This window comes from Cognatundibacterium rivi (genome assembly GCF_018139565.1).
Lineage (GTDB): Bacteria > Pseudomonadota > Gammaproteobacteria > Burkholderiales > Burkholderiaceae_D > Undibacterium > Undibacterium rivi.
Map to the genome: position 1 here is coordinate 361,159 of NZ_JAGSPK010000002.1, position 23,469 is coordinate 384,627.

A 23,469-nucleotide genomic window follows, 5' to 3' on the forward strand; every position below is an offset into this window, starting at 1 on the left:
TTTGACGCATCAACGCTTAAAAGCTAACAAAAGCACTCCACCTGCGACCATCGCAATACCTGACCATTCGCGAAACGACGGCCTCTCTCCCAGGAACGCGAACGCAAATACAGCCACCAGAACGAGACTGAGTTTGTCGACTGGTGCAACCTTTGAGGCTTCTCCTATCTTGAGTGCCCGGAAATAACATACCCACGACGCGCCAGTGGCCAGACCGGATAACCCAAGGAACAACCATGTCTTCGATGAAAGCTCAAAGGGGTTGGACCACTTGCCCGTGTAAGCCACGAACACCGACAGCACGACTATGATGATTGCCGTTCGGATCAAGGTGGCCAGATCGGAATCGACGCCCTGAATGCCAATTTTGGCAAAAATGGCTGTCAGTGCCGCAAAAACGGCGGACAGAATTGCCCAATAGAACCAGCCGTTTAGTGACATCATCTATATTCCTTAAAGTGGTTTAGTAAGTGGGAAGTAGACACGAACACACAGACCCGATTGTCTCACTTCATCTGTGAACCCTAGTTGAATTTCAGCACCAATCCGGTCAGTGATCGCCTTGACGATGGAAAGCCCCAGACCTGACCCGACTTGATCGCTGCCAAGAGTGCGATAGAACGGATCAAACACGCGCTCTCGCTCAGTGACTTGAATCCCTGCCCCTGAGTCTTGGATTTTCAGTATTGCGCGGCCTTCCTCCGTGGTGACAGAAAGATCAACCCTGCCACCATCCGGCGTGTAGCGAATGGCGTTATCGACTAAGTTTTTGACTACAGCAATTACATCCAGTTCGTTCACCCAGAGTTGGGCGTCTTGCTCTCCTTCGACGCCAATGTCGATGTGCTTGTCCTCGGCCAGCGGCATAAGGTCTTCCAGCACGCGGCGATAGATTTGCTGCACCGATACAGACGACTTGGGTCGGTCGAGCGCAGCCTGAGCCTTGGCCAAGGTGAGAAGTTGATCCAGTAGATTTCGTCCGCGCTCTATGCCTCGGCGAAGTGTCATGAGACGCTCACGCGCGAGGTCAGACATATCCGCCTGATCCAGTCGCTCCGCTTGCAGTGACAAGGCGGTCAACGGGGACCGAAGCTCATGCGCCGCATCCGCGACAAAACGGCGCTGTGTTTCCATCGACTGGTCAACGCGAGCCAGTAGACGGTTGATCGCCACCACGAATGGGCGCACTTCAGCGGGAAGATGACTCTCCTGAACGGGATGTAATTCTTGTTCGGCGCGTTGGTCAATTTCAGCCGATAAAGAAGCGATGGGCCGGAACATCTTGCGCACAAGGTCAGCCACGATCAAAAGCAGGATAGGAACCAGGATCAGAAACGGCATCAAGGTTCGCAAGGCACTGTCGCGTGCAAGTTCATCACGGACGCCGGTTTCTTGCGCCACTGCGATCCGCTCGCCACTGGACGTCGTTTTGACAAACACGCGGAACGGCTCGCCGTTGACTTCAATCGTATGCAGACCATCAGGTTGGGTCATCGGTAGTGGCAGCAAAACTCCGGAATCGCCTTTCCCAGCCGCCTTGCTGCTATCTGCAAGATTTTGGACGATGACACGGGACTCTTCATCGCTGTCTTTACCGAGGACACCTTTTCCAAGATGTGCAAGCGGGAGGTGTTGCCGATCAAACAGCGCCGCTATTTGGCGCAACATATCGTCTTGCAGCTCGTGAGCTTCCTCGAATGCTGATACGAAGGAAAAAATGCCCGCAACCACCGCAATGACCAAAATGGACAGCGACAGCGAAAATGACAGCTTGAGCTGAACCGATTCGTTCAAGCGTTTTTTGAAACCATCCATCCAGCCCCCCTGACATTCTTGATGACTTCGCTGCCCAGTTTGCGCCGTAGTGCATGGATCAGGAATTCGACTGCGTTGCTCTCGACCTCTTCGCCCCATCCATAGATACGGTCCTCCAGATCGCTGCGCGAGAGAATGGCTCCGGGGCGTACCAACAAGGCTTGCAACAAGGCAAACTCACGATTGGAGAGTTGCACCAAGGCACTATCGTTGACCGCAGCCTCCCGCGTGGCCGGATCAAGCGACACGATACCGTTGCTGAGAACAGACGTTGCGTTCCCGCCCTTACGTCGCAGCACCGCGCGTATGCGCGCCAGCAGTTCGGCCATCTCAAAAGGCTTGAGCAAATAATCATCGGCCCCGCCATCCAGGCCGCGCAGTCGATCATCGAGGCCATCGCGTGCGGTGATGATGAGCAGTGGAACCGGATTGTCTTTGGCTCGAATGCTGGTCAGCACCTCCAACCCGTCCTTACCAGGAAGACCGAGATCAAGCAACACCAGGTCATAGTGCTGGCAAGCCAGTGTCGTGAGGGCAGTTAGACCGTTCTTTACCCAGTCGGCAGCGTATGAAGCGTCTTTCAGTGCCCCTTGGATGGCTTCGCCAATCATGGCGTCGTCTTCGATCAGCAATACTCGCATTCCTCCTCCTATTATTGCCCCATACCCCGTCCTAGATACATTCCATCTTCAAGGTAACATTGATTTGAGGACTCCATCCTTCAGATTGACGTGGTGATACACCGCAGCTAGCGCATGAATTCCCGCTAACCACATGATGACATCGCCAAGAAATTTGTGTACTTCGCCCCAATCGGCAAGACCAGACAAATGGGCGTTTGCTATGAAAGGCATTTCGTTAATCCGAAACCCACCCAGCAACGTTAACGGGTGTCCCTCCGTCCCCAGAGCGAGCAAAGCAGTAATAGGTAACGCAAAAAGCAAAAACCACAATACGAGGTGCACCAGTTGCGACAGAAGTCGCATCCATGCAGTCATCTGGGGCCGAGGGGCAACTGGTCGCACCGTAACCCAGACCAAGCGCAGAAGTGTGAGCGTGAATACGGCAATGCCCAAAGACTCGTGCCATATGATGTCAATTCTTGTACCCGGGTCAATACCTTCATCCAGCAAACGCCCAAAATCACCGGGTCCCAAAATGAATGCAATGACAACAATGATTGCGGTAACCCAATGGAAGGCTTTACTCAGTTTGTCGTATTGGGAAAAAACGTTATTTTTCATGTTTGACTGGATTTTAAGGTTGTTAGTAGCTATTTGTGGTTCGAATACTCAATGCGCGGTTCTAGCGGCACGTTGCTTGAACAATAAGATAGCAGTGAGCATGAAAGCAAAAAGCGCTGCCGATGCTGAATAACGACTTAGGGCCAGTCCGCCTGCACTGAGCGGCTTATCCAGAAAATCCCCCACCACGGCTCCAAGAGGCCGGGTCAAAATGAATGCGGCCCAAAAAAGTAGGGTTCGCGACACATTTGTCCAATAGTAAGCTGCAACGACCAAGGCCAAAAGCCCGCTGAACACAATGGCGCCGCCGGTGTAACCCAATTCTGCCGTATCCGCCGTCCAATCGCCCAGTGCCGTTCCCAAAGTCTGGGAGAACATGATGGTCACCCAATAGAACATCTCGGCCTTCGACGAACTGACCGTGCTAACAGAAACTGAGCCTAGCGTTCGATGCCATATAAATAGTGAACCGAACAACAAAGCCATAAGCAAGGTCGAGCCACCCGCGTACCCAATACCGAGGGATCGGTCAGCATAATCAGCCAGTGTTGTGCCGACCGTGGTGGTTGCAATGATGGTAGCCCAGTAAAGGAATGGCTGGAAGGTCTTGGCCTTGATTTGCGCAAAGACCGCAGCCAAAAATACGGCTGAAAAAATAACCGTACCAATCAAGTAGCCCAAATTCATCGACATCGAAACGGCATCGCCACCTGTTTCACCGAGTGTGGTGGCCGTAATCTTGATGATCCAAAAAACGAGAGTGACCTCTGGGACTTTGCTCTGGGCATTTTCTACTGAAGTATTCATATTGATTCGTTTTCTCTGGTCAGAGCTTCGCTTGTAGCGAGTCGAAAGTGCTCAGTAGATCAGCCATCGCCTTTTTGCAGTCGGTTTGATTGGGGGCATCTGCACGCAACGCACTAAGGGCGGGATCAATGGCCTTGTCGAGCCTGTGCCAGTCATCCGCTGCACGAGGCTTCAAGCCTGCCTCCGCCGAGTCCCATGCGACCTCCAAGTCCTTGATCCGTGTCTTTGCTGCTGCTAGATCGCCCTTATCCACGATAGCGGCAACGTCTGCGGCGATGTTCCGAAATGCAGATAAGTCCCCCAATTTGGACGCGGCCTTTGCCTGCTGCGAAGAGGTGGTCTGACTTGTCGCTATTGCTCCAGAGCCTGCGGTACCGGTGTCGGTGGACTTTGAACATCCAGCCGCAAGGGCTAAGAGAGCGATAACCGATATTGCTGCAATAGGGCGGGTTAGCAAATTCAAATGGCGCATGATTTTTCCTTAAGTTATTGAGTAGAGGTTATTCGGCTACTTGTGCATTCATGCGGCCGCCAATGCTGAACTGCGCGACGGCGACCAACATCACAATCACTGTCAGGAACAAAGCGCTGGTCCACATGGCACCCATGCCAAGGCCGCCATAAGTTTTGGCCTGGGTCAGCAGGTCACCGAGCGCTGCACCGAAGGGGCGCGTCAGGATGTAGCCAATCCAAAAAGTCAGAACGGCGTTACCGCCTAAGCGGAATGCCGCATAGGTTAAAGCGATCAGTGTTCCGAACAACACAGCTCCCCACGTAAAGCCCAGGCCAAGCGCTTCAGTCGCCAAGTCACCTGCCGCGGTACCCAATGCAAATGTGCAGAGAATGGCCGACCAGTAAAACAACTCCCTACGTCGCGTTAAAATCTCATGGATAGACAAGCTGCGTTCCACCCAAAACCAAACCGCAAAAATTCCCGCAAGCGCCACGGCAAATGCTGACGTGCTGACATACAGGCTAATCCCTAACCCATCGGTGAGTAGGTCAGTAATCTGGGTGCCCACCACGCTGACAAGCACGACAGTAAGCCAGTAAATCCAGGGCGTGTAGCGCCGCGTGCGCAGTTGCATGAATAGGGTAACTGCCAACAGTGCGCTCATCACTGTACGAGTCATGCCTTGGCCGAAGCCTGCATTGACAGCCAGATAGTCGGCTCCGGTTTCTCCGACTGTCGTGGACATGATCTTGATAACCCAGAATGACAGCGTTACTTCAGGGACTTTATTGAGCCAGTTTGATGCGGAAGGCGTGGTCAGCGTATTCATAAGGTTATCTCCTGCAAAGGTGGTTTGTTCTTGGGATAAGTCTGACCGGCCAAACTTAGGCCAGCCATAGGCTCGTCATTTGCGCACCCATCCAATTTGGATGAGTTTTCCGAAAATGACTCGATGAACGCTGAGGGCAAGGCGGTAAGTGGCAGGCAGAAATACGCGCATCTCACGAAACGCCAGCCAGGCACTCAGCCAGGCGACCAAGGCCGCGCCAACCATGTCTAGCGGAAAATGAACGCCGAGATAAATGCGCGCCCATGCAACAGGTAATCCCAGCGATGCAAGCGCCATTCCCACCAGGCGCGGGCTGCGGTGCATCAGAAAACTAAAAGCGACGGCCCATAGGAGCGTCAAATGGTCGCTCGGGAACGAAGAATCCGCCGCATGGGGAATTAGGGTGTGCCCCAGACTGATCATGAAAGGACGTGGATGTTGCCAAACCAGTCCGATGATCTGGTTGATGAGCAAACCAGCCAGACCGGACGCGGTCGCTTCGAGCAAAACCTTGCGGGTATGTTCGTTTCCGCGTAGCCAACCGAATCCGATGATGACCGGAAGCGCGCAAATGGCGTACTCAGCGAAAAAAGTGGCGATGGCCAGTACCAGTGTGCTGGGGTGCCCTGGTGCATTAAGCCAGAGAAATAGTGCGTGATTGAGGTCTTCCATGTGGTCTCCGGGGCCGAATCACCCAACTGGGGCGACCCGGCCTTGTTGGCGTAGTTAGTCTTGCTTGTCGTGGTCGTCATCGCGATCCGCTTTGTCTTCGGCGGACGAAATGACCGTGCCTTTGTCGGCATCGACCCTCACATCGAAGACTTTGGACCCACTGACGACCTCCACGTCGTAGACCCAGCCCTGTTTCGAGTTCTCGTACTCCGCGCGTGCGGCCTTGCCGTTGGCGTGTTGCTCGGCAGTGGTGACAGCCTGAGTCATCGGGATTTTGGCCTTCGTGATGGCCATGACATCGTTTTCCATGCTGCCTTGGGCGGCATAGGCAACGGTGCCCACAGCGGCAATGGCTGTTGCCAGGAGAGAAATTTTGCTGTAGCGATTCATGGTGTTTCTCCAAAAAGAACGCAGGTATTTGCGCAATGGAGAGATTACGGAAGCTGACTTAGCTGGCACTGAGCCGCTCTAAAATAGCTTAGCGTGCTTTATTTTGTTTTTTGAGACGCCCCAATAGCGACAGTCAGCTACAGATTTTCATCTGCAGATGTCACATTCCGTAGAGCCCAAGTGCTCAGCGTGTTTAAGATATGGATAATATCAAGGCTGTTAAAAATTTTCTCAGCATCGCTTGTTCTGAAGAAAAAAAACATCGGCGAACAAGTATAGTCGCTGGTGTCTATTGAGCGCCAAGCCTGTTTAGGTTGACCATACGTGCTGAGAAAAATCTGAGAAACTTATCGCAGCATTGCGAGCGGATGAACTTGCTGCCAATACGCCGTTGGCTGATTTGCGATGATAGCCGCCAGTTAAGCTAAGCCGGCTATCAATTTTCATACACGAACTATCCAGATGCTAATTATTTTTGCGGATACGACAGATCGACACGACGGTTTTGTGCCCAAGCTGCTTCGTCATGGCCGCTGGCTTTCGGTTTTTCCTTACCCCAACTGATAGCTTCCATTTGCGACTCTTTCACACCGTAAACTTTGAGTGCACGAACGACTGCTTCCGCACGTTTCTGTCCAAGTGCAAGATTGTATTCGGCACCGCCGCGTTCATCGGCATTACCTTCCACTTTTATAGACAGTTGAGGGTGTGTCGCCAAATACTTACCTTGACGCTCGATCAATGCAGTGTAGTCACTTTTTACCGTGTAATTATCGAAGTCGAAGTAGACGCTGCGTTCTTTAAAAATCGGGCTATTTGGATCGAGATATTCAGGAATCAATGCCTGTGCAGGAGCAGTTGCTACTGGCTTGGCAGCCATTGGGGTAGGCACAGGCTTTTGCTCAACAGGTTTAGTTGGTGTGCTGCTGCAAGCCGATAACAAAAATCCGACAGCACCTATGCAAGCGAGCGATTTAGCAATGTTCATTTGTAATTTCCCTAAGATTGGCAATGGCAAAGAGAAATTCATCATGAAAAAAGATCCAGTATCTGCCAATACCCCTGACTTCGGTACAGCATCGATTACCGATACGCTCGCTGCTCTCCATGTGAATCCAGACACCGGGCTAGCCCGTGATGACGTGAATGCTCGTCGCGATCAGGACGGCTATAACGAAGTCGCGGAAAAAGCAAAACGCCCAGTTTTAAAATTCCTCGGAAAATTTTGGGGAATCTCTGCATGGATGCTTGAATTGATTATGGTGTTGTCCGTAGTACGCGGCAATTATTCTGATCTGGTCGTGGTAGGGGCGTTACTGGTTGTCAATGCCGTGCTGGGCTTTATGCAGGAGCACCGTGCCGAAGGCGTTGTTGAGGCGCTTCGAAAACAATTGCAGGTCAGCGCTCGAGTACGTCGCGACGCAATCTGGCAGATTGTCCCGGCTCGTGAGCTGGTACCCGGCGATATTGTTCGTGTTCGATCCGGCGACGTTATTCCAGCAGACGTGAAGCTTCTCACCGGAGCACTGAGTTTGGACCAGTCGGCACTCACAGGCGAATCCCAAGATGCTGACAAGGCACCCGGCGATATTCTGTCATCGGGTGCTGTCGCCCGTCGAGGGGAAGGCAGCGGCGTGGTGATTCTGACCGGGGCGAAGACTTATTTTGGACGCACAACTGAACTTGTGCAGGTGGCACGCCCGAAACTTCACATCGAAGCAGTCGTGACCAAGATTGTCCGCTGGCTCTTTGTCATTGTCGGTGTTCTGCTAGGAGTAGTAGTTGCGCTGTCGGTGAATCGCGGCGTACCAATGATCGAAATGATCCCACTCATGCTTGTTTTGCTGATGAGTGCCGTACCGGTCGCGCTCCCTGTCATGTTCACGGTCAGTATGGCTCTTGGATCGAAGGAGTTGGCAAAGCATGGCGTGCTGGTCACGCGTCTAAGTGCCGCCGAAGATGCTGCGACGATGGGCATACTCTGTGTCGATAAGACCGGCACCATCACGATGAACCAACTTGCCGTTACTGATGTAATTCCATTAGAGGCGGCTACGGAAGCGGATGTGTTGTTCGCAGGTGCTCTCGCGTCACAAGAGGCCAATCAAGATCCCATTGATCAGGCATTCATTGCCATAGCCAAAGAGCGCCGCGTCTTTGACGATCTGACCGCTTTGACACCTGTATCTTTCTCCCCTTTTGATGCTAAAAATCGACGGACTGAAGCAGTGGTCGAACAAAACGGGCAGAAACTGCGCGTGATGAAAGGTGCCGTCCGCACTATAGCCGAAGCTTGCGGACTAAGTCAGCCAGAAATCGAGGCACTGGAGCAGCGCGTTAGCACGGCGGCTACAAAGGGCTATCGTACATTAGCGGTAGCCCGCGGCTTGGAGCAAGGCGCTCCATCTTTGGTTGGGCTAGTGTCGCTTTATGACCCGCCACGCTCCGATGCCAAGCAACTCATTGCAGCACTCCTTGACCTCGGTGTTACGGTAAAGATGCTTACAGGAGACGCACTACCAGTAGCAATTGAGATTGGCACAGGAGTTGGGCTATCAAACATTGGGCGTATAGGCGATTTGAAAGCGGCTGGCACACCACTTTAATGCCCCTTGCGATCAGTCAGGAGAGAGTTGCCCATTGGCGCTTGCGAGTAAATCAGGTCAACGAGAACGGATTTTGCATTTACACCATACACCTAAGGGTGAGGAATACGTCAATATCGAATTGATACCGCTGCTCAACGCAAAGGGGGAACAAGCCTATTTTGTTGAGAAGATGGAGTCCTTGCGTTTAACCAAGGGACAGCCAGCGGTACAAAAACTGATTGGTCGTGCGCCAGCCTTTAAGCGAATGTTAGAACTGGTTGCCCGTGTCGGGCCATCGGAGGCAAATGTGCTGTTATTAGGAGAGTCAGGTACAGGAAAAGAGTTGGTGGCGTGCGCAGTTCACGAATCAAGTTTGCGCGCTCACTCACCTCTGGTTGTGGTGGAGTGTGCCAGCCTGACCGATACTCTGTTCGAAAGTGAACTTTTCGGCCATGAACGAGGTGCCTTTACAGGAGCAAGTTCCAGCAAAGCAGGCTTAGTGGAAGCCGCGAGTGGCGGCACGTTATTTCTGGATGAAGTGGGCGACATACCTTTACCTATGCAAGTTAAGTTATTGCGTTTGCTTGAGAATGGAACATATCGACGTGTGGGCAGTACCCAGTTAAGGCGTTCTGATGTGCGTATTATTTCAGCTACTCACCGAGATTTACAGGCAATGGTCAAAGAAAGGAGTTTCCGTGAGGATCTCTATTTCCGACTGAGCACTTTTCCGATTCACTTACCCTCATTGCGTGAGCGCTCAGATGACATCCCATTAATATCTCACGCGCTTCTCTCCAAGCTTGCCCCCAAGCGGAATTTAACTGTATCGAAAGAAGCCCTGGATACACTTCAAGAGCATGCGTTTCCTGGCAATGTCCGGGAACTACGCAATGTTCTGGAGCGTTCAACACTACTATGCGATGGAACAGTGATTGAGAAAGAACACATAAAGCAAGCACTCGGCTCTATCTTGAGTGCTGGAACTCCTGCAAACTCAGAAAAGAGTGATGAAATAAAAAATCTTCCGTTATTAGAACTCAGCAAAGGGCAATCACTGCTGCAAATTGAGGAGGAAGCATTCCGGGTGCAACTACAAGCTCATCGTGGCACTCGTTCGCAGTTAGCTGAGAAACTTGGTATCAGCGAACGGTCGCTCTATCGAAAATTACGCGCTTTTGGATACCGATGAGGTCCGATCCGGCTCTGGTTGCTACCGCCAAAGTCGGAGAACCACCGATTGAGTTCAGAGTGCTATCCCTGATTTTTTGAGATTATATTCTTTACCATTGGGAGGTTTAATCTGGATTCGATTTGTCTCTGAAAAAATGGATCAACAGCATCCACATAGCGCATTGCACTTTGCACACTTTTCCAGCCCACATACTCCATGAGCGTTTTCAGATCCCAGCCATTGCCTGTTGCCCAGTTAGCGAATCCGCGCCTTAGTGAATGAGCGGAATAATTGTCAGGGTCAGCTACTCCAGCATCTTTGAATATTGTGCGGAGCAGTGGTATCAAGCTGTCCATGTGAAGTCCCTGATTGCCGATTTTCCCCCAGCGGTTTACTGACCGGAATACCGGTCCAGAGTCAAGTCCAGCCAACTCCTTCCATGCAGTATAAGCAGTGACTGGACAGAAATGGTTTAGTGCCGGCGCCTTCAATGTTACGCCTTTATTCTGGCGATCACCTTTTGTGTGTGGCAAGAAAAAACTCATGCCCTGACCGGGAGAGACTTCAATGTACTCGACCTGCAGGCGGGTAAGTTCATCGCCACGAAAACCCCTCCAAAAACCGAGGAGCAGCAAGGCACGATTTCTGGTGTGACGTAGTTCCGCAGCGCGATCTCCAGATGTATTTGAGGGTCGGCCGGGATTCCTTAAAATTCCGCAGGAATGTATTTAACTCACTGATTTAATTGAGATATTTCGATTTTTTTTACGTGCCGATTAAATGGACGATTCGCTATTGCTTCCTTAGTCCAGCGCTATCTTATCTCGATATGCTTATTCAATCCGGTCTCGTATCAACTCGATCTGACCGGGCCAAGACAACACCCCGCGAGCCCCGAACATGTTTAGTGAACGGGGACTCGCCTGTTTTCGGCCCGTTGATTATTTAGCCAGCCTGTATCGGTAGCGCAATTGAACGATATAGGGCCGAATGAAATCAGCGGCCGCCTCCCAGTCGTCATCCCTGGCAATAGAAATACTCCAGTTGCAACCGACGTCATCCAGGTAGCCCAAATGGAATACGCGACCCAGTTTGATATTTTTGTGATCTTTGTATTGTTTGTATTTGGCTCTGATTAACTTCTGTAGTTCTTTTCTTTTTATAGTAGCCCGCTTCATTTTCCGTTCTCCATCAGATCGTCATAGTCCAGCTTTAGATTCGAAGATTGCCTATTGATTGTCTGAATTGCGGCGCAACAGGCTTCCAGCGGCGTTCTCTTCGAACTGGCTTGCTTCTTCAATGTAGCCTTGCACGGTTCCGTCATGGCGCCAGCCGCCTTGGCGCTTGATGTCGCGGAAGTCGGCGCCGGCGCGGTGCGCACTGGTGGCCATGCCGCGGCGCAGGCTATGGCTGCTGAGCTCGGGCACGTAATCCAACTGCGCCTGCTTGGCGCACTCAGCCAAGATAGTATTCACGCTGGATTCATGCAGTGCGTCGGCACCGATCTTGCCCCATTTATCGACGCGGCGGAAGATCGGGCCGGACGTAATACCGGCGGCGGCGAGCCAGGTTCTGAGGGCGGTTGCCGGGCAGCAGACGTCGTCGCCATATGGGATAGCCTTCACGATACCTTCCCCCTCCTGGTCCGTCTTGGAGCGCGGCAAGGTGATCGCGATGCCTTCCGCTTGCCATTTGATGAATTCCACCTCCAGGCTCGCCACCTCGCTACGGCGGAATCCGCCAAAAAAACCGATCTGCAGCAACGCGCTATCGCGTTTAGCTTTGACGGTGTCGAACTGCTCCAGCGCAACGATGATGCGCTCCAAGTCTTCCACCGGCAGGGCTTTGGCCTTCTTTTTTGGCTTACCGTGGACCCGGGAGATCCCGGTCAACGTTTTACGGACCGTCGGGAGCGATGCCGGATCCGGAAAGCCCTGATGCACGTGCCACTGGGACAGCGCCGTCAGACGCAGCGCCAGCGTGCGGGGATTCAACGCGGCCGCATGGGCCAGCAGGTAGTGGATGATGACCGGTTCATCCGCCGGCAGCGCCCCACCCCAGGCCAGGAAGTGCTGGATAGCGGAGCGGTAGGCGCGGCGCGTATTGTCGGATGTGGCGGCCGCGAGCAGTGTGGCATGCTCCTGCAGTTCCACAGTAGAAGGCGTACCGACGTTACGCAATTGTGGCGGCTTGCCCAATTGACTTGGAGCGCTTGTAATTTCCGGGATGGTATTTTCTGGCATGGGATGTCGCTCAGAATTGGGTTTTGTAATGGTGATTTTTCAGCATAGCACAAACCTTAGCCCAATAACACGCGATAAACAACCTTATCGAGTGTGTGAATTATGATTTTCTTGAATTTAATTAATTCATTATATATAGTTATATTACGTAATACGTAACACATAATCTTATCCGAGGCTCACTATGGCGCGTGCAGGCATTCTCTATTCCGATGTTGTTAGAGCCGCATCTTTATTGGTCGAACAGGGTAAATCGGTCACGGTCGACAATGTGCGCGAAGCGATGGGCGGCACCGGCAGCAAAAGTACCATCGCACCGATGCTGAAGCGCTGGAAACTGGAGCACCAGGAACAGGTCGAGGCATCTACTGCAGGCCTCTCTGCAACGCTGATACAGGCGGTCAAAGTTGTCTACGACCATCTGCAAGCTGAGGCGGGACAACAAATCGAATTGGCGCAGCAACGCCATCGGGATGAGCTCCAAGCGATGCATAAACAGGGACAGCTCCTGCTGGACGAAAAGACGGCGCTAGCCCGAAGGAGCGATGCACTCGCGGCAGAAGTGAAAAACGCAGATCAGGCAATCGCTAAACTGCAATCGGAAAAACAAGTAATGAGCGTATCGCTGGCGACACTGGAAAGCGACCGATCCGGGCTTCAGCTTCGTTTGGCGGATAGGTCGGCCGAAGTCGCCGCGCTCAATCAACAGTTGACGCTGGCACGGGCTCAATTCGATCATTATCAGGAAGCGACCGCCGCGCAGCGCGCCGAAGAAAAGCAGGCCTATGAACATCGTACCGCACGGTTAGAGCTTGATCTCGCCGCCAGCCACCAGAGATTGCTCGGGCAGCAGTCGACTCTCGCAGTCCAGGAAACGCAAATTTCGCATTTGAACGCAGAAAACGACCGCTTGCAGGAACTGAATAGCACTATAAACGACGAGGTGGCACTGCTGCGCTCTGAACGGAATGTCTTGGCGCATGAGTTAAAGGTAATGTCATCGACGTGCAAAATAGCGACTGAACGCGAAGCCTCCAGCCAGCACACTCTGGCGTCGAATGAGCAGCTTCTCGCCGTTCGGACGCGAGAAACATACCTGCTTTCGGAACAGTTGACGAAGGCCGAATTGCTGTCAGAACGCCTGAATCAGGAAAAGATCGAGCTCTTGCAGCGTTGCGCCACACTAGAAGCCACCGGAAAAGGTATCGGCACTTCGCAGTAAATAGGTACAATAGCAACAATGCTTCCGCCAGAGGTCAATGATCAATCGGCCATCGAAGCCATCTTGACAATCAATGCAAATCAAACAACATACATGACTCAGATCGCACCTGCAATTGTCAAACGAAATGAGGGCTCGGATAGCCTGGGGCGCTACTACACCAAGACGGATATTGGCGGACTCTTAATTGATCAAATGGCAGGACTTTCCCCAAATCGAGTCCTTGACCTGGGCGCTGGCGCCGGCACATTATCGAGGGCAGCATTACAGCGTTGGAAAAATATCGAGCTACTGACCGTAGACGTCGACACCGCGGCGCGCACTCACCTTCGAAAGCTTTTTAAGTCTACACACGGTGTCAAGCACAGCCACATTCATGCGGACGCTCTAAGCGATCGACTACCGAAACTCATCTCGGCGAGAGCTAACTCAATCGATGCTGCAGTTTGCAATCCTCCTTTTATCATTCCGAAATGGCGAAAAGGTTTTGCTCAGATTGTTGAAGATGCAGGCTTTAGTGGTTGTCTGCCCGTTTTATCTGAAGTCGACGCTGCGTTGCTTTTCCTTGCTCAAAACTTGCGCCTGATGAGCGCCAACGCTACATTGGGCATCATCGTTCCGGACAGTCTGATTTCCGCATCAAAATATCGACTGTTCCGCCAAGAGCTCCTGCAAAGATACGCTATCCGAAAGGCGATTCGATTGCCGCGGCATTCGTTTCAAGGCACCGACGCTCAGGCTTATATCCTAGTTATTAGCAAGGACAGCGCAGCGACCCAGCAAATCCCTCTCCAAAAATTTGATGTCGGCTCCGATATGAGCTCCGAACTCCTGGTGGATGTAGATGCAGCGATTGATCGCCTAGATTTTGATTATCACGCGCACAGAGGGAAAACGCGTTCTTCCAAAAAATCTCACATCACACTTGGCTCCATTGCATTGGACATCAAGCGAGGTTCGCTGACAAGTTCAGAAACTAGAGCATTTAATTTTCCTGTTTTTCACACCACCGATATGCCGGTCGATCTCGCAGGTGAATGGTGTGACCTTCGGCAGTTCGGAAAGTCGCAATACCACGCTTCGACGGATAGACATATCGTTTGTGCGGAGCCGGGAGACATTTTGTTAGCGAGAGTAGGCAGAAATCTGGAACATAAGGTTCTCGGTGTGGCCAGTGGATATCCGGTTTTAACAGATTGCGTCTATAGGATCAGAGTTCCGGAAAAGGCTCAGCAAAAAATACTTAAACAACTCATTTCATCTGATGGGCAAGCGTGGTTGGCATCCCGCTGTTACGGCGTCAGCGCAAAGCAGTTGTCAAAGGCTGACTTGCTTACTTTTCCCGTTTCAGTTTGATATTGCCCCAAAAAAAAGAAATGATACTTTTTTGACTCAGGATTAACTCTAAATGGCAGAATTTGAAGAGCGCGCAGATCAACTTTCGTTAAACTTGATAGACACGACCCTGGCTGACGGGGAAATATTTAAAAACGCGAGACGAAAGCTTCTTAGCACTGGAGCAAAGCTATTGGTTGGGCCGCGGGGAACCGGAAAAACTCATGTAATGCGGTACACCTATTTGCATGCTATGCAAACGGACTCTGCACCGCTCGTGCTATATGCTAATTTTAGCCGCTACCTCAATTTGGAACCATTGCTAAAAAAAGCCCCCGATGCCCTGAAACGCTTTCATTCCTGGGTAGTGGCCAAGCTGCTGTTGAGTTGTTTCGATTTCCTCAGTGACAAAAAAGAGGCCTCGTTATTTTTGACCGGCAAGAACCCTTTATTTGACGAGATCAAGCTGCGGGAGCTTGTTTCATTGCTGGAGCGCGGAAGCGGTACCGAGCAATATGAAACTTATGGTCAAAACCTAACCGTTGACCATGTGTTAGACGCTGTCGATTTATTACGGAAGAAATTCTCGCGCAAGCGCGTCGTGCTACTACTTGACGATGCAGCCCTCAGCTTAGCAGATCAGTATCTGATTGCTTTTTTTGAGATATACCGTCTGCTCAAGACTGAATTTGTTGCACCCAAGGCGTCGGTCTATCCTGGATCAACACAATACGGCCCCACATTCCATGCGTCGCATGAATCGGAGGAGGTTCCACTTTGGCTTTCCGTTGAAGACGCCGAGTATTCCCAGATTATGGGCGATATTGCAACGCGCCGCCTTACGTCGACCGAACTCGCCGGCATCAATTCGGACACATTCGAATCTTTCAAATTTGCTGCTTTCGGCATACCCAGGGCTTACTTGCGCTTATTGCGTGAATACTTGGACGTTCAAGCCGGCACATCGCAGCAAAAAATAAATAAGATTATTGAGCGCCAAACAGAGCTGATTGGTGCGGAATACGATTCGTTAGGAATTAAACTTAAGCAGTTTTCGTCACTGGTTGCAACCGGCCGAAAATTTTTCGAACGGGCCGTTGCCAGCGTTGCCGCTGCAAAAGGGCTTGAGCCGTCCGCGCGCAATATTATTTTCGCGCTCAAGCAGGACAGCGATCGAAATCCTCTAGCGGAGCGCATGCTACGGTTTTTAATCGAAGTTGGCATGCTGTATCCGCTGCAAGCGGTGTCTCACGGCGTCAACAGAAAATATGATCGATTCATTCCCCACCTCGCCTTTTTACATGCGCAGGGTGTTTTTCGGGAAGGCAGAGGATCATCGTCAAAAGATGTGCCCCAATATATGCAGCGGCCGCTAGCGAAACAGCCCATTAGGCGAACTCTGTCCACTGTGTTGGATCCCGACGAACTGGCAAGCCTGAAGCTGGACCTGCCACCATGTCAGGCATGCAATACTGCCCGCATCAATGAGTCTCAAAGATTTTGTCACAACTGCGGGACAGAACTGGTTGGCTCTTCATTGTTTGAAGAATGCATGAAGCTTCCTTTGGAGGAAGTCCCCGGCATTAGCGACACCTTGATTGCGCGAATCCATCAGTCGACCAAGCTGCGGACAGTCGGGCACGTCTATGCGGCACAGAATGCATCTGCGGATCTGCAACAAGCAAGTTATGTAGGGCCTGTGCGCGCCGGCGAAATTATTGGCAAAGTAACCCTCACGGTAAACGAATTTCTTTCCTGACCTATGGCTACTACTTTCCGCTGCCGCCTAACACTTAGTGTCTCGCCCGCCAATCCGCCTTTGATTACCGAGCAGCTTTTTGACCAGCAATATAAAGAATCCACTGATTCACCGATCGATGAATTTCTCACCCGACTGCAAGCAATTAATAGGCTTGCACCGCAACCAACGAATTTCGATCCATTTCAAGGCCAGTTGGTTCTGCTAGGAGTCATCGCCGCCGTAGAAAGTTATTTCCGCACCTTATTCAGACGCTTAATCGCTTTCGATTCAATTTGCCAGGAAAGCGTACACGAGCGGGACGTGTCTTACGGCGCAGCTATCCATTTGCCAAAGGACATGCTTCCCGAGGCAATGTTAGAGCGTATTTCATTCGTGAGTAGCGAAAACATCACGAAAGCAATTCGGGAGATGCTAGCAATAAAAGGAAATTTGCCACCGGATTTGGATACCGCTATCAAAGATTACGCCCGAGTCTGCCAGTTAAGGCATTGCGCGGTACATCGGTTCGGAAAATTAGGCGTCAGCAACGCTATTTCACTAGGTTTGACTGGGCATAAATCGCTGTTGGAAAAACCCTTGAAGCTGGATTATGTCGCTCTTCAAAACACGATTGCCATCTCGACCGGTTTGGTAAAGACATTGAATAATTTCTTGTTCAACGAGATGCTTTCTCGCCTTCCAGCGGCAAATTGGACAACTCAATACGTGCGAGATAAGCCTCTGTTTTTGAGCTACTACAAATTATTTTCTGACAAAGTAAGTACGAATCGTTCGGCACAACCCAGCCAAATCTACAAACAATTCCTGAAGCAACGTGCACTGTTTGCCTCTGGGAACAGGTTATAGAATACGTCATATGAAACCAATTATCGCCTTGGACGCAGATGGCGTACTTCTCGACTACCACGAAGCCTATCGATATGCCTGGAACAAAGCATTTGACGTGATGCCGGCAATACGTGATCCTCAGGCCTATTGGCCTATCGACCGCTGGAATGTACGTCGACTGGTAGGAGAGGAACTGGCTCATTTTCGAGCGAGTTTCGACCAGGATTTTTGGTCAACGATTCCCGCGATTAATGGTGCGGTCGACGCCTGTCTGCGACTTCACGATGCCGGCTATGAATTGGTTTGTGTCAGCGCGATTGAATCGCAGTTCCAAGCCGCGCGCCTACAAAACTTGCGAGATTGTGGCTTCCCAATTCAGCGCGTCATAGCTACCGCTAGTACAGGCACCCACACGAGCCCTAAAGCCGCAGCACTACAGGAATTACATCCGATAGCGTTCGTCGACGACTACTTGCCCTATTTACGAGGTATCCCAAGCCACATACATTCCGCCCTCGTGCTACGCGAACCGAATGGAAGTCCGAACATCGGAGAGGACCAGGCGGTGGTCCATTCGCGACATGCCGATCTTGCTGAATTCGCAACCTGGTGGCTTGGGGCCGAACGCCGATGCAGGCCGTAACGGAGGAACGTTGGTTTATCTCAGCCGAGGTTTGACGGTGTCGGTGACTAAGCATGCCAAGATACTTGACTTCCTACAGCAATCGGCCCGTCAAATGGGAATGGGTTTCAGTTGCCTCCACGTTGGGCTGCGTCCATGGGGTTTCGCTACGAGCTTTAATTGGCAAAGGTATGTTGCTTGAAATAAACCCTCACGGCGACCATGAGGGTTTAAGGCGTACAAATTCCATTCGCCGACGCGGGTCTTCGCGGGTAATTGGTTCGGCATCGTCCTCCTTGTAATGAACCATTTTTGCTATTTAGTAGGGAGTGCCCTTTAAGAGATCCTCCATTTTCTTATGGTGTCCTTTCACTCGGTCCACTTCATATTGATACATCAGCGCATTTGCCGCAAATTTAACGCGCTCCACATCCATATCAACGGTGTTGCCGTCAACACTCCCTTGACTTGGAACGGCGTACTTGACTTCGACTGATTCGACCGTCCTTCCTGTACGAAGTGCTTCTTGGATATCGATGTCGACCGCCTTGTAGCCCGGCGTGTCGGCGTTCGCGATGTTTGACGCCAACAGCTGCTGGCGATAGGCACGAAGCGCTAACGCACGTTCGTGGAAAGCGTGGCCTCCGGCCTCGTTTTGCGATCCGGTCAATTGAAAATGCGCGGGCGGCGCGTTGGTCAGCGATTGCAATCCTGGCGTTACCGGCGACGTGTTTTTTACATTCTGCACCCCAACCGAAGGTGCCGGTGTGGCAATGGTTGTCGCAGCTTTCTCTTTGACGCGAGCCAAGGCCTCTGAAAAGGTTCCGTTAGAAATCGTAAGCGGTTTCTGCTCTCCTTTTGCGGGAGAGACGGTGCTATTCAAAGGCAAAATGGGAGTTCCTGAGAGGCGTTCCATGTAAGTCTCCAGTGAATGACGAATCCATCAAACAGATCTATTTACTGCAACCATCAAGTTATCCTGGCCAGGCGAGTTACTCGCTCCGAGCAACTGCGCCTGGCCGAGCATTTTTTATTGAGTGACTTTGCTGGATTGCTCAGCGATTAAATCCTCTTCTTCGGCCTCGCTCCGATACGCGCGTCGGTACAGTAGTGGCAACACCAGTAAGGTCAGTGCGGTCGACGAGAGAATTCCTCCGATCACGACGGTGGCCAATGGGCGCTGCACTTCGGCGCCGGTACCGGTCGCGATCGCCATCGGGATGAACCCCAGCGACGCGACCAACGCCGTCATCAAGACAGGTCGCAGTCGAGTCAGCGCCCCGGTATGGATCGCCTGATCCAGCGACATGCCTTGCTCGCGCAGAGTGCGGATAAAGGAAATCATCACCAGGCCATTCAGCACAGCGACTCCCGACAGCGCGATGAAACCGACCGCAGCGGAAATGGAGATTGGTATCCCGCGTAACCAGAGCGCCAGGATGCCGCCGGTGAGTGCAAACGGAATGCCGCTAAACACCAGCAGCCCATCCTTCATATTGCCGAACATGATAAATAACAGCGTGAATACCAACAGCAGCGCTACTGGCACAACGACCTTCAGCCGCTCGATGGCCGACTGTAATTGCTCGAATTGGCCGCCCCATTTGATCCAATAGCCGGCCGGGATGTTGACTTGCTGGGACAAAGCCTTTTCGGCGTCGGCAACATAGGAACCGATATCGCGGCCACGCACGTTGGCGCTGACGATCACGAGGCGCTTGCCATCTTCCCGGCTGATCTGGTTCGGCCCCGGCGCCAAGTGCAGGTTGGCCACTTCGGAGAGCGGGACATAGTAAGCTTTGCCGTCGTTGCCGGCCGCCTTCGGCAACGCAATTGGCAATCGCTTGATCGCTTCCAGGTCGGTGCGCGCAACCTCCGGCAGCCGCACCACGATATTGAAGCGGCGATCTCCCTGGAACAGGATGCCGGCTTCTTTGCCTCCAACCGCCGTGGTGATGCTGTCTTGTATGTCGGCGATATTCAGGCCATAGCGGACTGCTTTGCCGCGGTCGATATCGACCGTCAGCATCGGCAGCCCGGTCGTCTGCTCCACCTTGACGTCAGCGGCGCCGGGCGTCTTTTGCAGCGCGGCGGCGATTTTGTCGGCGGTATCGTTCAATACGGCCATATCGTCGCCAAATACTTTGACGGCGACGTCGCTGCGTACGCCGGAAATCAATTCATTGAAACGCAATTGAATCGGCTGCGAGAATTCATAGTTGCTGCCCGGAATTTTGGCTACCGCGGCAGACATCGCCGCCAGCAGTTCCTCCCGCGACTTCCTGGGCTTGGGCCACTGGTCTTCCGGTTTCAACATGACGAAGCCGTCGGAAATATTTGGCCCCTGGGCGTCAGTTGCGATTTCCGAGGTACCGATCCGGGTGAAGACGCGCTCGATCTCCGGAAATTGCTGCACCAGCGCCGCTTCGATCTTCTGCTGCATGGCGACCGACTGCGTCAGGTTGGTGCCGGGGATGCGCAGCGCCAGCAGCGCAAAGTCGCCCTCATTCAGGCTAGGCACGAATTCGCTGCCCAATCGGGTCGTTAATAGACCGGATAACAACACCAGTGCCACTGCGGCCGTGATCACTACCGGCTTGTTCTGCATTCCTTTGGTCAGCAAAGGCTGGTAGAACTGTTTCGCCTTGCGCATCAAGACGTTTTCGGTTTCAGTGATCTTGTCGCCGATCAGCAGCGCGACTGCGGCAGGGATGAAGGTGATCGACAGGATCATGGCACCGACCAGTGCAATCACGACGGTCAGGGCCATGGGATGAAACATCTTGCCTTCCACGCCAGCGAGCGCGAAGATCGGCAGATAGACGATCATGATGATCAATTGCCCAAACAGGAGCGGCCGGCGGGCCTCCGTGGACGCCTGAAACACCAGATGCAATCGCTCGCTGCGGCTCAACGCTGCGCCTTTCGTCTGCTGCGCGTGCGCAAGGTGTCGCACGCAGTTTTCGACAATCACGACCGCGCCGTCAATGATGATGCCGAAATCCAGCGCACCCAGGCTCAGTAAATTGGCACTGACTTTATACGTCACCATGCCGGTGAAGGTAAATAACATCGCCAGGGGAATCACCAGGGCGGTGACGATCGCCGCGCGGATATTGCCCAGGAATAAAAAAAGAACTGCAATGACCAGCACCGCGCCTTCCACCAGGTTCTTTTTGACGGTACTGATCGCTTTATCAACCAAGACCGTGCGGTCGTAGACCGTCACGGCATGGACCCCCTCTGGCAGGGTGCGGTTGATCTCCGCCAGTTTCTTGCCAACGGCCTGGGATACGGCCCGGCTATTTTCTCCCATCAGCATGAAGACGGTTCCCAGTACCACTTCATGGCCGTTTTCGGTCGCGGCGCCGGTGCGCAATTCCTGGCCCAGTCCTATGGTCCCGATATCCCGCAACCGGATCGGCACGCCCTGCACGTTAGCCAGTGCAATGTTGCCGATCTCGTCCAGCGACCGGACTTGCCCCGGCGCGCGCACCAGCAGCTGCTCCCCGCGTCTTTCAATGTAGCCGGCGCCGACATTAGTATTGTTGCGCTCCAGCGCCACCACGATGTCTTGCAAGGTTAAGCCATAGGAGGCCAGCTTCTCCAGGCTCGGAGCGACCTGGTACTCCTTGACGTAACCACCTATCGTATTGATTTCCGTCACACCAGGAACATTGCGCAACTGCGGCTTGATGACCCAGTCCTGGATCTCGCGCAGGTCGGTCGGGCTGTAAGGCGTGCCGTCCGGCTTCTTGGCGCCTTGTTTCGCCTCCACCGTCCAGTAATAGATCTCGCCGAGCCCGGTCGAGATCGGGCCCAGCGCTGCGTTCACGCCTACAGGCAGACTGTCTTTGGCCTGCTGCAGGCGTTCGCTGATCAATTGCCGGGCGAAATAGATATCGGTCCCTTCCTTGAAGATGACCGTGACCTGGGACAGTCCATAGCGCGACGTCGACCTGGTCTGCTCCAGGCGCGGCAAGCCAGCCATGGCAGTCTCAACCGGATAGGTAAGCCGCTGCTCGACCTCCAGCGGAGAATAGCCTGGTGCAGCGGTATTGATCTGGACCTGGACGTTGGTAATGTCAGGCACCGCGTCAATCGGTAATTTTTGATAGCTGTAGAGGCCGAAGGCTGCCATGCCGAAGACGGCCAGCAAGACCAGCCAGCGCTGCTCAACGGCGAAGCGGAGGATGCGTTCAAACATGATAGGGTCTCCGTTTAATCGTTGTCTTTAGCCGTGTTCTTACCGAGATCGGCCTTCAGCACGAAACTGCCGTTGCCGGCGTAGGCGCTGCCGGCTTTGAGGCCGCTGACAATCTCGGTTAGCCGGCCATCCGTTCTGCCAAGGGTGACCGGTTGCGCGATAAAGCCTTGCGGCGTCCTGAGAAACACGGTCGGCTTGCCATTGATGTCTTGCACCGCCTCTGCCGAGACGGCCACCGGTACTCCAGTCTCGCTTGCCGTGACTTCGATGCTGACGTAGAGGCCTGGCCGCCAAGCCATGTTGGGATTGGCGAGGGTCACCCTGGCCTTGGCTGCTCTGGTTTGGTCACCGATGAGTGCACTGACATAGGAAACAGTGCCGCTGGCCTTGCCATCGAAAGCGCTCGCTTTGACGGTGACTGATTGACCTACTCGAATCTGGTTCAGGCTATTGGCGGGAACCGTGCTGTCGGCCCAGACGGTGGAAAGATCGGAAATCGTGAAGATGTTGGCATCCTCCTTGACCGCGTCCCCTAAGGTGATATGTTTTTCAATCAACATGCCGTCAAATGGCGCCCGGACGGCGTAGAGGTTAAGTGCGTCTGCATGGTCCTGCGTAACCCCTAGGGCATTGAGTTTTTGCTGGATATTGTGAACGCTGATCTGGGCCTCCCGCATCGCTTGTTGCGCCTGCAGGTAATCTTGTTCGGCAGATATTTTATCTTCCCACAGTTTCTTTTCGCGTTCGTAAGTGGTGGCCGCTAGCGACAGGCGTTTCTGCGCGGTCAGTAGCTCGCTGCGCAAATCGGACAATCCCACGCTGGCGATCACCGCCAGAACCTGACCTTTCTTCACTTGCTGCCCAAGGCTGGCCGGCACACTCTGTACCACGCCGGCAAAGCGCGGCACCACGTGCCCGGTCTTGTCTTCGTTAAAATGGATCTCCCCGGGCAAGGTCAGAACATCCTTGATCCGTGCCGGTCCGGCCTTCAGAATCGAGATGGCGGCCGCCTTGATTTGGACTTCGGTTAGTTCAATTTTATTGTCGTCGGCTGGGGATTTTTGTGGCGGCTTATTGTCGGCCTCCTGGCCCGGACCTTTGGGCTTATCGCTGTTGGCGGGAGCGACGGACTCTTTCGCCGTTTTTGCTGCGGCAGGCGCGTCATCGTCGTCTACTGCGATTTGCTTACTTCCCACGATAAGAGCGCCCAATAGGACGGTGACAACCACAATGGCGGCAATCGCGATTGCCTGTTTTTTATTCAGATTAGTTTTCAT

At 52.9% G+C, this 23,469-nt stretch carries 21 protein-coding genes and 1 pseudogene; 7 read left to right on the plus strand and 15 right to left on the minus strand.

Annotated elements, in window-relative coordinates; all coding sequences use genetic code 11:
- Positions 1-9 precede the first annotated feature (9 nt).
- The 10 genes from KDM87_RS05955 to pal all read right to left on the minus strand — a co-directional run bounded on the left by KDM87_RS05955 (position 10) and on the right by pal (position 7,199).
- Positions 10-444 (minus strand): EamA family transporter, encoded by a 435-nt coding sequence (locus KDM87_RS05955; RefSeq protein ID WP_176805142.1) that lies wholly within the window; start codon positions 442-444, stop codon positions 10-12.
- Between the two features lie 9 nt (positions 445-453).
- On the minus strand, positions 454-1,815 hold the full coding sequence (locus KDM87_RS05960; protein WP_212678221.1) for an ATP-binding protein: 1,362 nt from the start codon (positions 1,813-1,815) through the stop codon (positions 454-456).
- A complete protein-coding gene (locus KDM87_RS05965) occupies positions 1,791-2,456 on the minus strand; it encodes a response regulator (RefSeq protein WP_212678222.1) in 666 nt (221 codons plus the stop codon). Before KDM87_RS05965 ends, KDM87_RS05960 begins: the two co-directional genes overlap by 25 nt.
- A gap of 48 nt (positions 2,457-2,504) precedes the next feature.
- Positions 2,505-3,059 carry a cytochrome b gene (locus KDM87_RS05970; RefSeq protein ID WP_212678223.1) on the minus strand — a complete coding sequence of 185 codons (555 nt, stop codon included), beginning with the start codon at positions 3,057-3,059 and terminating at the stop codon, positions 2,505-2,507.
- 48 nt (positions 3,060-3,107) lie between these two features.
- The gene (locus KDM87_RS05975) at positions 3,108-3,866 is read right to left on the minus strand and encodes a COG4705 family protein (protein ID WP_212678224.1); all 759 of its coding nucleotides are present in this window, start codon (positions 3,864-3,866) and stop codon (positions 3,108-3,110) included.
- 19 nt (positions 3,867-3,885) lie between these two features.
- Positions 3,886-4,338, minus strand: a complete 453-nt coding sequence (locus KDM87_RS05980; RefSeq protein WP_212678225.1) for a hypothetical protein — start codon at positions 4,336-4,338, stop codon at positions 3,886-3,888.
- A 28-nt stretch (positions 4,339-4,366) separates the two neighbouring features.
- Positions 4,367-5,149 (minus strand): COG4705 family protein, encoded by a 783-nt coding sequence (locus tag KDM87_RS05985; RefSeq protein ID WP_212678226.1) that lies wholly within the window; start codon positions 5,147-5,149, stop codon positions 4,367-4,369.
- A gap of 75 nt (positions 5,150-5,224) precedes the next feature.
- Complete coding sequence (locus KDM87_RS05990; RefSeq protein WP_212678227.1) at positions 5,225-5,821, minus strand: undecaprenyl-diphosphatase; 597 nt, start codon at positions 5,819-5,821, stop codon at positions 5,225-5,227.
- Between the two features lie 54 nt (positions 5,822-5,875).
- Positions 5,876-6,211, minus strand: a complete 336-nt coding sequence (locus KDM87_RS05995) for a PepSY domain-containing protein (RefSeq protein ID WP_212678228.1) — start codon at positions 6,209-6,211, stop codon at positions 5,876-5,878.
- 469 nt (positions 6,212-6,680) lie between these two features.
- Positions 6,681-7,199, minus strand: a complete 519-nt coding sequence (gene pal / locus KDM87_RS06000; protein ID WP_212678229.1) for a peptidoglycan-associated lipoprotein Pal — start codon at positions 7,197-7,199, stop codon at positions 6,681-6,683.
- Positions 7,200-7,242: 43 nt separating this feature from the next.
- Here pal and KDM87_RS06005 point away from each other — a divergent pair, with 43 nt between their 5' ends.
- Entirely contained in the window at positions 7,243-8,817 is a 1,575-nt protein-coding gene (locus tag KDM87_RS06005; protein WP_230407653.1) for an HAD-IC family P-type ATPase, read from the plus strand.
- A pseudogene (locus KDM87_RS06010) lies at positions 8,801-9,991 on the plus strand (sigma-54 interaction domain-containing protein); the annotation flags it as partial. The gene KDM87_RS06005 and the pseudogene KDM87_RS06010, both read left to right, overlap by 17 nt.
- A 62-nt stretch (positions 9,992-10,053) precedes the next feature.
- Here KDM87_RS06010 and KDM87_RS06015 read toward each other — a convergent pair.
- Together KDM87_RS06015 and KDM87_RS06020 are read right to left on the minus strand one after the other, a co-directional pair.
- Positions 10,054-10,701, minus strand: coding sequence for a site-specific integrase (locus tag KDM87_RS06015; RefSeq protein WP_212678683.1), 648 nt, complete (start codon positions 10,699-10,701; stop codon positions 10,054-10,056).
- A 501-nt stretch (positions 10,702-11,202) separates the two neighbouring features.
- Complete coding sequence (locus KDM87_RS06020) at positions 11,203-12,216, minus strand: site-specific integrase (RefSeq protein ID WP_212678231.1); 1,014 nt, start codon at positions 12,214-12,216, stop codon at positions 11,203-11,205.
- A 184-nt stretch (positions 12,217-12,400) separates the two neighbouring features.
- Here KDM87_RS06020 and KDM87_RS06025 point away from each other — a divergent pair, with 184 nt between their 5' ends.
- Genes KDM87_RS06025 through KDM87_RS06045 form a run of 5 tightly spaced genes read left to right on the plus strand, consistent with a single transcriptional unit; the run spans position 12,401 to position 18,006 of the window.
- Positions 12,401-13,438 carry a DNA-binding protein gene (locus tag KDM87_RS06025; protein WP_186861710.1) on the plus strand — a complete coding sequence of 346 codons (1,038 nt, stop codon included), beginning with the start codon at positions 12,401-12,403 and terminating at the stop codon, positions 13,436-13,438.
- An 18-nt stretch (positions 13,439-13,456) separates the two neighbouring features.
- Positions 13,457-14,794 carry an N-6 DNA methylase gene (locus KDM87_RS06030; RefSeq protein WP_230407615.1) on the plus strand — a complete coding sequence of 446 codons (1,338 nt, stop codon included), beginning with the start codon at positions 13,457-13,459 and terminating at the stop codon, positions 14,792-14,794.
- Between the two features lie 52 nt (positions 14,795-14,846).
- Complete coding sequence (locus KDM87_RS06035; RefSeq protein ID WP_212678232.1) at positions 14,847-16,532, plus strand: hypothetical protein; 1,686 nt, start codon at positions 14,847-14,849, stop codon at positions 16,530-16,532.
- 3 nt (positions 16,533-16,535) lie between these two features.
- Complete coding sequence (locus KDM87_RS06040; protein ID WP_230407616.1) at positions 16,536-17,381, plus strand: hypothetical protein; 846 nt, start codon at positions 16,536-16,538, stop codon at positions 17,379-17,381.
- Between the two features lie 10 nt (positions 17,382-17,391).
- Positions 17,392-18,006, plus strand: coding sequence for an HAD family hydrolase (locus tag KDM87_RS06045; protein ID WP_212678233.1), 615 nt, complete (start codon positions 17,392-17,394; stop codon positions 18,004-18,006).
- A gap of 298 nt (positions 18,007-18,304) precedes the next feature.
- Here the strand turns inward: KDM87_RS06045 and KDM87_RS17920 are convergent, their stop codons facing one another.
- The 3 genes from KDM87_RS17920 to KDM87_RS06060 form a co-directional block, all read right to left on the minus strand.
- The gene (locus KDM87_RS17920; protein ID WP_212678234.1) at positions 18,305-18,901 is read right to left on the minus strand and encodes a flagellar basal body rod protein FlgB; all 597 of its coding nucleotides are present in this window, start codon (positions 18,899-18,901) and stop codon (positions 18,305-18,307) included.
- A 114-nt stretch (positions 18,902-19,015) separates the two neighbouring features.
- Positions 19,016-22,192 (minus strand): efflux RND transporter permease subunit, encoded by a 3,177-nt coding sequence (locus KDM87_RS06055; RefSeq protein WP_212678235.1) that lies wholly within the window; start codon positions 22,190-22,192, stop codon positions 19,016-19,018.
- Between the two features lie 14 nt (positions 22,193-22,206).
- Positions 22,207-23,469 (minus strand): efflux RND transporter periplasmic adaptor subunit, encoded by a 1,263-nt coding sequence (locus KDM87_RS06060; protein ID WP_212678236.1) that lies wholly within the window; start codon positions 23,467-23,469, stop codon positions 22,207-22,209.